Origin of the sequence: Candidatus Methylopumilus universalis, from assembly GCF_006365315.1 — a bacterium.
In the GTDB taxonomy this organism is placed as follows: domain Bacteria; phylum Pseudomonadota; class Gammaproteobacteria; order Burkholderiales; family Methylophilaceae; genus Methylopumilus; species Methylopumilus universalis.
Genome location: NZ_CP040968.1, coordinates 98,792 through 111,956 on the forward strand (window position 1 = coordinate 98,792; position 13,165 = coordinate 111,956).

General features: G+C 35.1%; 15 protein-coding genes. 1 reads left to right on the plus strand and 14 read right to left on the minus strand.

Translation table 11 applies throughout. From position 1 onward, the window contains the following. Position 1 precedes the first annotated feature (1 nt). Positions 2–1,288, plus strand: a complete 1,287-nt coding sequence (locus FIT79_RS00530; RefSeq protein ID WP_139875307.1) for a sigma-54-dependent transcriptional regulator — start codon at positions 2–4, stop codon at positions 1,286–1,288. Position 1,289: 1 nt separating this feature from the next. On the opposite strand, the gene xth is transcribed toward FIT79_RS00530, so the two are convergent. The 14 genes from xth to FIT79_RS00600 are packed head-to-tail and all read right to left on the minus strand — an operon-like array spanning position 1,290 to position 13,150. After that, the gene (gene xth, locus FIT79_RS00535) at positions 1,290–2,063 is read right to left on the minus strand and encodes an exodeoxyribonuclease III (protein WP_139875308.1); all 774 of its coding nucleotides are present in this window, start codon (positions 2,061–2,063) and stop codon (positions 1,290–1,292) included. Between the two features lie 5 nt (positions 2,064–2,068). After that, positions 2,069–4,093, minus strand: a complete 2,025-nt coding sequence (locus FIT79_RS00540) for a M3 family metallopeptidase (RefSeq protein ID WP_139876070.1) — start codon at positions 4,091–4,093, stop codon at positions 2,069–2,071. Between the two features lie 24 nt (positions 4,094–4,117). Next, complete coding sequence (ptsP, locus tag FIT79_RS00545; protein ID WP_139875309.1) at positions 4,118–5,848, minus strand: phosphoenolpyruvate--protein phosphotransferase; 1,731 nt, start codon at positions 5,846–5,848, stop codon at positions 4,118–4,120. Positions 5,849–5,854: 6 nt separating this feature from the next. Next, on the minus strand, positions 5,855–6,124 hold the full coding sequence (locus FIT79_RS00550) for an HPr family phosphocarrier protein (RefSeq protein WP_139875310.1): 270 nt from the start codon (positions 6,122–6,124) through the stop codon (positions 5,855–5,857). Beyond that, positions 6,118–6,516, minus strand: coding sequence for a PTS sugar transporter subunit IIA (locus FIT79_RS00555; protein WP_139866715.1), 399 nt, complete (start codon positions 6,514–6,516; stop codon positions 6,118–6,120). The genes FIT79_RS00550 and FIT79_RS00555 overlap by 7 nt, the downstream gene beginning before the upstream one ends. 7 nt (positions 6,517–6,523) lie before the next feature. After that, complete coding sequence (gene rapZ, locus FIT79_RS00560; protein ID WP_139866717.1) at positions 6,524–7,363, minus strand: RNase adapter RapZ; 840 nt, start codon at positions 7,361–7,363, stop codon at positions 6,524–6,526. A gap of 2 nt (positions 7,364–7,365) precedes the next feature. Further along, on the minus strand, positions 7,366–7,947 hold the full coding sequence (locus FIT79_RS00565; protein ID WP_139875311.1) for a hypothetical protein: 582 nt from the start codon (positions 7,945–7,947) through the stop codon (positions 7,366–7,368). Beyond that, a complete protein-coding gene (gene hpf / locus FIT79_RS00570; RefSeq protein WP_139875312.1) occupies positions 7,947–8,273 on the minus strand; it encodes a ribosome hibernation-promoting factor, HPF/YfiA family in 327 nt (108 codons plus the stop codon). The genes FIT79_RS00565 and hpf overlap by 1 nt, the downstream gene beginning before the upstream one ends. Before the next feature lie 21 nt (positions 8,274–8,294). Continuing rightward, complete coding sequence (gene rpoN, locus FIT79_RS00575) at positions 8,295–9,704, minus strand: RNA polymerase factor sigma-54 (RefSeq protein WP_139875313.1); 1,410 nt, start codon at positions 9,702–9,704, stop codon at positions 8,295–8,297. Positions 9,705–9,730: 26 nt separating this feature from the next. Next, the gene (gene lptB / locus FIT79_RS00580; protein WP_139875314.1) at positions 9,731–10,453 is read right to left on the minus strand and encodes an LPS export ABC transporter ATP-binding protein; all 723 of its coding nucleotides are present in this window, start codon (positions 10,451–10,453) and stop codon (positions 9,731–9,733) included. A gap of 9 nt (positions 10,454–10,462) precedes the next feature. Next, positions 10,463–11,017 carry a lipopolysaccharide transport periplasmic protein LptA gene (gene lptA / locus FIT79_RS00585; RefSeq protein WP_139875315.1) on the minus strand — a complete coding sequence of 185 codons (555 nt, stop codon included), beginning with the start codon at positions 11,015–11,017 and terminating at the stop codon, positions 10,463–10,465. Continuing rightward, positions 11,017–11,646, minus strand: a complete 630-nt coding sequence (gene lptC / locus FIT79_RS00590; protein WP_139875316.1) for an LPS export ABC transporter periplasmic protein LptC — start codon at positions 11,644–11,646, stop codon at positions 11,017–11,019. The genes lptA and lptC overlap by 1 nt, the downstream gene beginning before the upstream one ends. Beyond that, positions 11,643–12,170, minus strand: coding sequence for a KdsC family phosphatase (locus tag FIT79_RS00595; RefSeq protein WP_139866731.1), 528 nt, complete (start codon positions 12,168–12,170; stop codon positions 11,643–11,645). The genes lptC and FIT79_RS00595 overlap by 4 nt, the downstream gene beginning before the upstream one ends. Then, positions 12,170–13,150 carry a KpsF/GutQ family sugar-phosphate isomerase gene (locus FIT79_RS00600; protein WP_139875317.1) on the minus strand — a complete coding sequence of 327 codons (981 nt, stop codon included), beginning with the start codon at positions 13,148–13,150 and terminating at the stop codon, positions 12,170–12,172. The genes FIT79_RS00595 and FIT79_RS00600 overlap by 1 nt, the downstream gene beginning before the upstream one ends. Positions 13,151–13,165: the final 15 nt, after the last annotated feature.

Below are 13,165 nucleotides of genomic sequence, written 5' to 3' on the forward strand. Positions count from 1 at the left end.
TATGAGCATAAAAAAAATACTAGTTGTGGATGACGAGTTAGGCATAAGAGAATTACTCAGAGATATTCTCATTGATGAGGGTTTTGAAATCTTTGTGGCTGAAAATGCCACAGAAGCTCGTGAGCTTAAAAAAAATAAAATGCCTGATTTGATCTTATTAGATATATGGATGCCTGATTGTGACGGCATTACTCTTCTTAAGGAGTGGGTAAATGAAAAATTTATGACTAGTCCAGTTGTAATGATGTCAGGGCATGGAACAATCGACACAGCCTTGGAAGCAACTAAAATCGGAGCTTTTGATTTCCTCGAAAAGCCCATTACGCTGCAAAAGCTTTTAAAGACAGTAAATGAAGCCTTAAAGCATGCAAATAATTTACCGAAAATAGAAATAAATTTACTTAACATTGGCAAGAGCGAGGTAATACAAGATCTTAAAAAAAGACTCGATAAACTCATTTCATTAAAAACACCCCTTCTTCTTGTGGGTCCCCAGGGTGGCTGTGCCAAGATTTGTGCTCAATACTTACACCCAAAAAATCAACCTTGGATTGATGTAAAAGATTTTGAGGTTGTTTCAAATGCACCAGCTGATCTTCTCGATCAACATAGAGGCGGTTCAATCTTCCTAAATGAAATTTCTCATTTAACTAAATCTCAGCAAAAAGGCTTAAATTTACTAATTAGTAAAGCGGCTAATTATGATGTAAGAATTATTTGTGCTACTTCAAAATCACTTACTCAGGAGAATGATGTTGATTTTGATGAGCGTATTTTGAATGAACTTTTGCCTGGGTCATTATTACTTCCTTCAATCAATGAGCATAAAGAAGATATTCCAGAATTAGCATCATCCATCTTGACAATGCATCTTACAAAATCTGATAAATCAGAGTATAAAGTTTTTGATGTTGCTGCTTTAAACATGATGCGCGGCATGAATTGGCTTGGTGATATTGAGGAGTTAGAAAGCTTTGTATTTAATTTAATGCAAACGAGTTTGCTTGAGAAAATTACCGCAGAAGATGTTAAGCGCGTTTCAAATCAATTTAATTTGTTACATGATAAAAATAAAACTTCAAAAAGAATTAAAGGCAATAAAGATGAAGGTTTGGGAGATATTTTTAATAAATCATTAAGAGATGCGCGCGATGAGTTTGAAAGAATGTATTTTAAGCATCACCTAAATCAAGATGATCAGAGTATGGCAAAACTTTCAGAAGTGTCTGGCGTTGAAAGAACCCACCTTTACAGAAAGTTGAAGCAACTTGGAATCAAAGTAAAGTAAATCAGAATTCTATGATGACAGGAGTATGGTCTGATGGGCGCTCGGATTTTCTTGGCTCTTTGTCAATGACGGAATTTGTAGTTTTGTCTGTTATATTTTTATTTGTGAGTATGTGATCAATGCGCATACCAAGATTTCGCCTGAATCCAGCCATTCGGTAATCCCACCAGCTATATTGAATTTCAGAAGGATTAATGACTCTAAAATTATCTGACAATCCTAGGCCAATAATTTTTTGAAATGCTTCCCTTTCTTTTGGACTGACAAGAATATTATTCTTCCAGGCCTCTGGATCGTGACAATCAATATCTTGAGGGGCAATATTAAAGTCGCCTGCAATAATAATGTCTGGAAAAGATACCATTTCATTTTTAAGCCATAGGGTGAAATGTTTTAACCAATCGAGCTTGTAGTGATATTTTTCTGAATCTACAGACTGCCCATTAGGAACATAGACACAAACTATTCTTATTTTTCCATAGTCCGTATTTATAGTTGCTGCAACTAATCTCTTTTGCTCATCCTCGAAATCAGGGATATTATTTTGAATATCAAAAAGCTCATATTTACTTATAATCGCAACCCCATTGTAAGTTTTTTGTCCATTATGGATAGCATGATAACCAAGGGCGCTTATGGCTTCATGAGGGAATTTAATATTCTCTTGTTTTGTTTCCTGAAGCAAAAGCAGGTCAGGCTGCGATTTTTTAATCCAATCTTCAACCTGGCCTATTCTTACTGTAAGAGAATTCACATTCCACGTTGCGAGCTTCATAACATTTAAGCCATGCCGCTATGTCTGAGCAAAGCATCAACAGAGGGTGCACGACCACGAAAAGCAATAAAAGATTCCATAGCGGGTCTAGAGCCGCCCTTTGATAAAAACTCATCTTGAAACTTTTGGCCAGCATTGCTCGACAAGACACCTTCTTCTTCGAATAAACTAAAAGCATCAGAAGCTAAGACTTCTGCCCATTTATAACTGTAATATCCTGCTGCATAACCGCCAGCGAAAATATGAGAAAAGCTGTTAGGAAATCGATTCCAGGTTGGAGGCCTTACAACGGCCACTTCGTCCCGAATATTTTCGAGCAGTTTTAAGGGGTTAATTTTATTCTGATCGTTATATTGAGTGTGCAATCTTATGTCGAATAAAGAAAACTCAATTTGCCTTAAAGTTTGCATGCCTGATTGAAAATTTTTAGCTTCAATCATTTTATTAAACAAAGCTTCAGGTAAGGGGTTCTTATTATCAACATGCTCGGTCATGTGCTTTACTACATCCCATTCCCAGCAAAAGTTCTCCATAAATTGGCTGGGCAATTCAACAGCATCCCATTCAACACCCTTAATTCCTGAAATACTATACTCATCCACTTTGGTTAGCATATGATGAAGGCCATGACCGAATTCATGGAAAAGAGTAATGACATCATCATGAGAAAATAAAGCCGGTTTATTTTCAGAGGGAGATGAAAAATTACATGTTAAGAAAGCGACTGGAAGTGATGATTCGAGAGTGTTTTTATATCGCGATATAGCTTCATCCATCCACGCTCCGCCTCGTTTATGGTTCCGCGCATATAAATCAAAATAAAATTGGCCAATTAATTCATCATCTTCATTTTTGATCGAATAAAAGCTTACATCATTATGCCAAGTAGGCGTTTCTGTTTTAATAATTTTCAATTTAAAGATTGTTTCAACGACTTTAAATAAACCCTTTAAAACCCGATGCTCAGGAAAATATTGTTTCACTTCATTTTCTGAAAAACTATATTTGGCTTGGCGAAGTTTTTCAGATAAATAAGCGATGTCCCAGGCTTCCATCTTTTCTATATTTAACGTTTTGGAAAAAGCATTAAGTTCTTCGATGTCCTTAAGAGCAAAGGGTTTTGCTTTGTGAGCTAAATCCATGAGAAAACTTACAATTTCTTCATTTGATTTTGCCATTTTAGTGACAAGAGACATTTCCGTAAAATGCTTGAATCCTAGTAATTTTGCTGACTCATAACGAAGCGCAAGTATTTCGTCAATGAGCATTGTATTATCAAACTTAGGAGATGCAAGCTCAGATGCACGGGTAGCATAACCACGGTAAAGCTTCTCTCGTAAATTTCTATCTTCCGCATATTGCATCACTGGTAAATAAGATGGGAAGTGGAGCGTAAATTTATAACCTTCTTTTTTGTCCTCAATAGCTTCACTTCGAGCTTTTTTAATATTTTCTTCAGGAATGCCTTGAAGATCATTAGCATCGATCACAAAAATAGAAAATTCATTGGTTGCATCCAAAATGTTTTCTTCAAACTGAGTTGAGAGTTTTGCAAGTTTTTCTTGAATAACCTTAAATCGCGCCTTCTCTAAATCATTAAGTTCTGCACCACCTAATTTAAATTCACGTAAAACGTTATCAATAATGCGCTTTTGTGATGATGTAAGTGACTTAAATATTTCACCCGCTTTAAGCGACTGATATTTTTTATAAAGCGTTTCATCTTGAGAAAGATTTGTATAGAACTCAGTAAGCTTTGTAAGATTATCGTTGTATACTTTTCTTAAGTCATCTGAATTAACAACTGCATTAAGATGCTCAATTTGACCCCATGCTCTTGAAATTTTTTCACTAATCATTTCAATAGGCTCTACAAAATTCTCCCATGAAATAGAGCCGCTCATTTCTTTAAGTGAGTTAATTAAGCTATTCGCTTCTTTGAGAATGCTTTCAATAGCTGGTGAAACATGCTCAGGCTTAATTTGATTGAAGAGAGGAAGGCTTTGGCGGTATAAGATAGGATTAGTCATCATTTTTAAAAAAATAGTTACTTATTAGGATTGATTAATCTTCTTAAGTAAAGTTTCAATTTTATCGACTTCGTTTAAGTTAAGCAGTCTTAGAACAGAAGTTTTAATGTTTTTGATCGAGCTATTTAAAACCTGTTCTTTTACGCTGAGGATATGAGAGGGATGCATTGAGAGTTGCTCAACACCCATACCGATCAATAATTTGGTCAGTTTGGGTTCTCCTGCCATTTCGCCACAAACAGCGATAGATTTTTTATATTTATGTGCAGACTTTATAGTAAGTGCAATCAATTTTAGTACAGCAGGATGAAGAGGGTTGTATAGATGCGAAACTGCATCATCTGTCCGATCAATCGCAAGTGCATATTGAATTAAGTCATTTGTCCCAATAGATAAAAAATCCAGTTCTTGAGCAAAAATATCTGCACTAATTGCTGCTGCTGGTATTTCAATCATGCCTCCAATAAGAATCTTTTCATTAAACTTTACTTTATCTTTTCTTAAGCTAGCTTTTGCCCTTTCTAAAAGAAGTTTGGTTTGGCGAAGCTCACTGATACTACTTAACATAGGGAAAAGAATTTTAATATTTCCAAATTGAGAGGCTCTTAAAATGGCGCGAAGTTGGGTCATGAAAATTTTGGGCTCGGACAAGCACAATCGAATAGCCCTCAATCCCAATGCCGGATTAGGGCTAATTTTTTTATTATTTAATGCTGTTTGTTTGTCAGCACCCGAATCTAAAGTGCGAATAGTGACAGGCCTTTTACCCATTGCTTCAGCTACTTTTTTGTAGGCCTGAAATTGTTCTTCTTCATCTGGCATATCTTGTCTATTCATAAATAAGAACTCTGTTCTGAATAGACCGACTCCAGTAGCACCTGAAGCATTCACTGAGATAATGTCGTTTGGGACTTCAATATTTGCAAAGAGGTGTATTAAAGCCCCATCTTTTGTAATTGATTTTTTCGTCTTAATACGCTGAAGCTTTTCTTGTTCGTCACTCCATGAATCTTGTAGTGATTTATAGTACTTTTGAATTTCTAGTGTTGGATTAACAATCACCACACCTTGAGAGCCATCAACGATGATTAAATCATTATCACGTATTAAAGTTCTGGCATTTTGCAACGCCACAATGGAGGGTATATTCAAACTTCTTGATAAAATCGCAGTATGGGAAGTTACACCGCCGCCATCTGTAACAAAGGCTGCGTATTTATGATTTTTAAAGTGCAGTGCATCCGCTGGTGAAATGTCATGTGCAACTAAAATTGTTAATTTTTCTTTATTTTTTGCAGCAATTTGGTTTGAGTGGCCTAAAAGTATTTTAATGACTCTTTCAACTACCTGTATAACATCTTGCTTTCTTTCCCTTAAATATTGATCTTCAATTTGATCAAATTGATTTACCACACTATCCATTTGTTTCTTAATGGCCCATTCTGCATTACATTTTTCGTTTTCAATAATAGATTTCGGCAAAGAAGACAATGACTTATCGTTTAGTATCATTAAGTGTGTATCAATAAAAGCACTTAACTCTTTTGGTGAATCTGAAGGTAGTTGAGATTTGATTTTATTAAGTTCAACTCTTACAGCAGCAATAGCATCTTCAAATCTTTTGACTTCAAGCGGAATATTTTTGATTTCAATATCATATTGAACAACTTCAAGGAGCGCATTTGAAATTAAATGTGCTCTGCCTATAGCAATGCCATTTGAAACCCCGATACCATGAATGCTAAATGGGGCCATATTACTTTATTCTCCCTCGCCGAAAAAATCATTGATGAGAGCAGAAAGAGAATTTAAAGCTTCTTTTTCATCTATACCTTCTGTCGTAATAGTGACAATTGAGCCTTGGCTAGCTGCAAGCATCATCACACCCATAATACTTTTTGCATTCACTTTTTTTTCATTTTTTTCAATCCATATATCTGACTCAAATTGATTGGCTATCTGGGTTAGTTTTGCCGAGGCTCTTGCATGTAAGCCAAGTTTGTTGATGATTTTAATAGAAAGTGTTAGCACGATTGATTAGCTTGAATATGAATGATGCCATCTTGAGCGCCCTGAATCGCTTTTGAAATAAGAGAGTCAAAAGATTCATTGCGATAACTAATAGTGCGGATTAGCATAGATAAATTAACCCCTGCAATTGCACTGACTTTTCCTGGCTTAATTATTTTAGTAATAATATTGCAAGGTGTTGCCCCAAATATATCTGTCAAAATTAAAACACCATCACCCTGATCTAAAAGATTAATTCTTTCAGATATTTGTTTAAACATACTTTCATGTGTGCAGTCATTTTCGATTGAGAGAGACTCTAAAAATAACGGCTTATCACCAAGAACATGTGTTGCACATTCAATAAGAGATTTTCCGAGTTCCCCGTGCGTGATAAGAAGAATACTGATCATAGGTATTTTAATGATTAATATCTCTGTGACGAATAATCACTTGAGATTTTGGGTTGGAAAAGTTGGTAAATAATTTATTTGCAATATAAACAGAGCGATGTTTGCCACCAGTGCATCCAATAGCTATATTTAGAGAATGTCTTTGGTCTGTTTTGAAAGCGTTGAGCCATTCATTTATGAAGTGATTAATATCATGAAACATCTTATCAACCTCTTTGTAGTTTTCAAAGAAATCTGCAACAGGCTTATCTATGCCCGTTAAGTTTTTTAGATTTGACTCATAGTGTGGGTTTGGAAGACAACGCACATCAAAGATAAAATCCGCATCAAGTGGGATACCAAATTTGTATCCGAATGAACTAAATTGTAAAGCCAAGTGATCTTCTTTTAGCTGAGTCAATTCACTCAACGTCTTTTTCAATATATTGGCTGACATATTACTTGTATCAATTTTGTATCCAATTTCAGCCAAAGGTGCGAGCATGGAGCGCTCTTTTTCTATAGTTTCATCAAGAGATAGCTTTTCATTTGCTAGCGGATGTCTACGTCTCGTTTCACCAAAACGTCTTACTATAGACTCTGTTGATGATTCCAAATAAATAAGCTTTGTTTTAATTGATAAAGACTCAATTTCTTTGATAACAAAAGGTAATTTTTCAATGTCAATACTTCTAATATCAACGCTAATAGCAACTTTATCTTGATGCTCATGATTAAGATGTTGAGAAATGCTAGACAAAAGTGTGACGGGTAAATTGTCAATACAGTAAAAGCCATTATCTTCGAGCGCATTTAGGGCAATGCTTTTGCCCGAGCCTGATAATCCTGAAATAATAATAACTTCCATAATTAATGATCTAAACTTAATTGAAGATTAAGTTTTTGTGAAAAAATCTCTGTTGTATTTGATCCTTTATTCAGCAATATATAGTTTTTAACTGCAGTTTCAATTAAAAGACTTATATGCCTTGCTTGATTTACAGGAAGCTCAATCTTAGGAACGGTAATATCAAAAAGCTTATAAGTGTTTATATTCATTGTCAGTCTCGAATAGACAATTTTTTTTTGGAATGATTTCAATTCAATTACTAAAAAAAGTTTTTCTTTTTTTATTACACTTCTATCGCCGAATAATTTTTTAATATCAAGTATGCCTAAGTTGCGCACCTCCATCATATTTTTAAGGAGTGATGGCGCTTGGCCTATGAGTGTATTTTTGTCTTGTTTGTAAAATGCAACACTATCATCAGCAATAAGCTTGTTGCCTCTATCAATTAAATCTAGGGCTACCTCGCTTTTACCAATACCTGATTTTCCAATAATTAGAATACCTTTACCTTTAATTTCAACAAAAACACCATGTGCATGTTTTGTAATTTCAGGGGCTTTAGATTTTAATAGGCCTAAATTAAAAAATTTCGATAAATACATTATTCTATCGGCTGATGTTTTAAGCCGCCTTCTACTCGGTGGTGGTCTTTATGAAGTTCTTTATATTTAATGACTTGACGATCTAATTTATCCGATAGTAAATCAATGGCGGTGTACATATTTTCGCCTCTGCACTCGGCATGAATATCACTCTTTGGCAGATGAATTGTAGTCTCTGCAATATGTTCTAGTTTATTAACTGTGAGTGTGACCTTTGCATCAATAACATGATCAAAATGATGAAAAATTTTAGCTAATTTAGTTTCAATATATTCCTTTAATGACGGAGTTATTTCTAAATGATGGCCAGTTAAATGAATATTCATGTTATTTCCTTAAGGTTAGTGTTATAGAATTTTTCTAAGGTTGGTTGGAGCAATATTTAGTATTTCTCTGTATTTCGCTACAGTTCTGCGGGCGATATTTATATCCTGATTCTTTAATAATAAAACAATCTCGTTATCTGAAAGTGGTTTTTTGGGATCTTCTTGTTTAATAACTTCTTTAATTTTAGCCCTAATTGCAGTAGATGCAAGTTCATTACCTGAGCTATTATCAATTGAACTTCCAAAAAAGAATTTGAGCTCATAAATACCCCGAGGAGTATTAATATATTTATTTGATGTAACTCTGGAAATCGTGGATTCATGAAGACCAACTTCTTCAGCAATTTCTCTTAGAATAAGAGGCTTCATCATTGATTCACCATAGTCTAAAAAATCTTTTTGATGTTTCATGATGGCTTCTGAAACCTTAAGAATTGTCACAAAGCGCTGTTGAATATTTTTCACAATCCATTTTGCTTCTTGTATTTGATTAGATAAATGATGGGTTGAGTCAGCTTCTGAATTTTTCATTAAGTCTCGATAAATATGATTTAAGCGGAGCTTTGGAATTGCTTGTTCGTTTAATGAAACTTGCCATTTAGCCTTGACTTTTTTTACATTAACTTCATGTTGAATGAAGTGATGACTTTCAATAGTAGAAAATATATTTCCAGGTTTTGGATTGAGACTTTTAATCACTTTCTGAACTTCTCTGAGTGATTCATCTTCACAGCCTAATATTTTTTTAAGCCTAACAAAGTCACGAGCGGCTAGAAGATTGAGATGATTCTTAATAACTTTAATAGAAAGTGTATGAACCGGAGTTTCCTCTTTACTTTCAAGCTGAAGCGTCAAGCATTCAATAAGATCTCTTGCGCCAATTCCAGGAGGCGCTTGTTTTTGAAGTAATTTCAATAAAGATTCTATTTCTTCAATATTTACCTCATACTCCTTTGGAATGCTTGCTAAAAAGTAATCAAGGCACTCTTCTAAATAACCATCTTCATTGATTGAATCTATTAGAAGAGAAATAATTGCTTGATCTTTTTCACTAATTGGAAGTAAATGAAAAATATCTTCAAGGTATTGTTTTAGAGTTTGTGTCGCAGACTCTCGATAATCATTTGAATCGGCATAATTATTATCTTTTGCATATTCGTCACCCCAATTGATTTCGTGCTCATAAATGGGCTCCTGGATTTCTTGATCGTTTAAAATTTCGAATGAAGTTTCTTCCTGAGGAATTCCTACAATATCTTTACTATCTTCCTCGTCTTCCTCAAGCATTTCAATTAAAGGGTTCTGCTGAATAAGGATTTCAAGTTCTTGATTAAGCTCTACCGATGACATCTGAAGAAGCTTAATGGACTGTTGGAGTTGAGGGGTAAGCGATAGGTTCTGGGACGCTTTAAATTGAAGATTTTGTTTCATCGCCTAAATAGCGCTAATTTAAATAGTTATAGATAAAAGTCCTTGCCCAAATAAACATCTTTGACATTTTGATCGTTAACAAGAGTTTTAGGTAGGCCGGATGCGAGAATTTTCCCTTGATTTACAATATACGCGCGATCACAAATGCCTAAAGTTTCACGAACATTATGATCTGTTATAAGAATCCCAATTTGTTGTTTAGCAAGATATTTAATGATTTTTTGAATATCAATGACCGCGATCGGATCAATACCTGCAAAAGGTTCATCCAATAGAATAAATGTGGGATCAGAAGCAAGGCATCTAGCAATTTCAACGCGACGTCTTTCGCCACCGGAAAGGCTAATTGCAGGACTATTTCTAATATGACTAATACCTAATTCTTGAAGAAGCCCTTCAAGCCTTACATTCATTTTTTCACGCGTTAACTCTTGCAATTCTAAAATGGCTAAAATATTTTCAGCCACTGTCATTTTTCTAAAGATCGAAGGCTCTTGAGGAAGGTAAGAGAGACCTAATTTTGCTCGACTATGAATGGGCATTATGGATATATTTGCACCATCGAGCGAGATGCGTCCTCGATCAGTCGGGATAAGTCCTACAATCATATAAAAACTTGTTGTTTTCCCAGCACCATTGGGACCCAGCAATCCTACAATTTCACCACTTTTGATAGTTAAAGATACATCTTGAACGACAGTTCTTTTTTTAAAAGTTTTTTTAAGGTTTTCAATGACTAATTCACTCATAGCGACTTATTATTCCTGTATTTTTTTCTTGGGTTGAATAATTGCACGCGTTCTGCCGCCCGGCACAGTCTCGCCCGCTTTATTTTTAGTGTTACCTGACATTGCTTTTGCAAATTCAGCATTTGCGTCGTACATGATGTAATCACCTTGAACGACATCCCCACCTTTTTTTACCCACGCTTTACTATATAAATGAACTTTGTCCATGCGGCCATCATATTCAATTCTCTGGGCGCTTCCTTCAATATATTCATTTTTACCTTCTTGTTTTTGTTTAAAAGTTGTGGGATTGCCGACACTTGTACTATGTTGAAAGCCTTGATTGTCTTCTCGGATGGTAAGTTCATCAGCTTTAATAAGAAGTGTACCTTGCGTCAAAATGACATTGCCAGAATATACACTTGTATTCTTTGAGTCATCAGAAGTCATTGTGTCAGATTCAAGCTCGATAGGCTTATCTCGGTCTGCCTTTTCTGCAAAAACGTAAGACGAGCTGATGGTAATGATGCATAAGCTAGCAAAGATAGTTTTCAGTGACGATACTTTTAAAAAAGATAAGCACATTATTTTTTTAGATTCTTATTTTGAATAATTGGATTAACGTTTAAATTTGTTTTTTTAACAGGCTTTTCATAATGCACACGAACTTTACCTAATAACGTCATTATTCCATTCTTTTTGTCATAATTCATACCAATTGCATTAACGACTGTTTTGGGATCTTGAGTAATGCGAACAGGCCTTTTTGTAAATGCTTGGTCTTTATTTGGCAATACAGTCAACTGATCTGTAAAGAGCTCCATTTTTGGTTTTGTTTCAGACTCGAGACGGACCACTTTTACATTATCAATAATTTGTACTTCTTCACCGTCGGTCGAAACAAGACCAATTCCACCTTCAATTTTTGAGCTAGGTAGATTATTTTTATATCTAATAAAAAGAGGTTTTTTAAGCCGCGTCGTATCATCTTGAGCAAAATGTGTCATTTCATTTGCAGATAAAATGAAATGAATAGATCCATTTGATTCAGTTTGTATTGTTTTGAAATTTGTTAAAAAATAATCGGGGCTGTTGCTTAGTTTATTTCCCCTTTTTTCACTTTCATTTTCAACAGAAACTTGAACCCAGTAAGAAATAAAAGCTAAGATTGCAGCAAAAAAAATAGGAAATAAAACAGAGAAGCGATTGATCATTTAAAGTAAGGTGCTACGATTTCATCATAAGTGCCTTGAGCCTTCATAATAAAATCACAAGCCTCACGAACGGCGCCATAACCAGCAATCTTTTCTGTAACAAGATGCGCAATTTTTTTAACTTCATCGTGCCCTGCAGGAACAGTAATAGCCAAACCTGATTGCAACATAGGAGGCAAATCTACAATATCATCTCCCATAAATGCGCATTCTTCAGGCTTTAATCCTGTCTTTTGAACGAGGTCAGCAAATGCTTCTTTTTTATCTGCAATGCCTTGGTAAAAGTAATCTACCTCTAAATTTTCAGCGCGAATAAGAACGCTATTTGAATTCCGGCCAGTAATAATTGCAAGCTTAACCCCACTTTTTTTTAGTAATCGCATACCTAAACCATCTTGAGTATTGAACATTTTGTATTCTTGACCATCATCCCCAATAAATAGAGAACCATCCGTCATAACACCATCAACATCAAAAATAACGAGTTTGATTTTTTGCGCACGCTCTTTTAGGTTTGAATTCATTAAATGACTTTCGCTTTAAAGAGGTCGTGCATATTAAAAGCCCCTACTAATTTATTCTCTCTGTTCACTACAAGAATGCCATTAATTTTATTGAGATCCATTAAGTTGATTGCATCAATAATGATTTGATCATCAAATATTGTCTTAGGGTTTTTGTTCATAATTTCTTTAATAGACTGTTTTTCATAATCTACTTTTTTAGAAAGCTGTCTTCTTAAATCACCGTCAGTAAATATACCTATGGGTTCGGATTGAGCATTTACAATCGCTGTAAAGCCTAAGCCCTTAAGAGATATCTCAAGTATCGCATCAGAAAGTAATGCATCTTCTTTGATTGAAGGCGCTTTATCGATTTCTCTCATAATATCTTTTACCCGAACAACTTGTCTTTTGCCTAAACTGCCACCTGGATGTGATCGGGCAAAATCTTCAGCGGTAAAAGCTCTTTGATCAAGAACACAAATTGCTAAAGCATCTCCTAACGCAAGGGATGCTGTGGAGCTAGCGGTAGGGGAAAGCCCTAAAGGACAAGCTTCTTGAGACACATGAGCGCTTAAATGAATTTCGGATTCTCTAGCAAGCTCAGAATCAGTATTGCCTGTAATTGAAATAATTTTTGCACCGATTCTTTTAATGACAGGCAGGATAGATAAAAGCTCATCACTTTTACCAGAATTTGATAGAAAAATAACTACATCATTAGATGTAATCATGCCTAAATCACCATGGCTAGCTTCTGCAGGATGCATAAAAAAGCTTGGCGTGCCTGTACTTGCGAAAGTAGAAGCTAGTTTTCTTCCGATATGCCCCGATTTGCCCATTCCACTTACCACAACTCTGCCATCGCAATGTAAAATGAGCTGAACCGCGTTGACGAAATGATCATCAAGTCTATTCGCTAAAGATAAAATTTCTTGTGCTTCAATTTCAAGAACTTGGCGAGCGCGTTCAAGAGTATTTTTTGATGATGTCTTAGTCATAATGACATTGTAGAG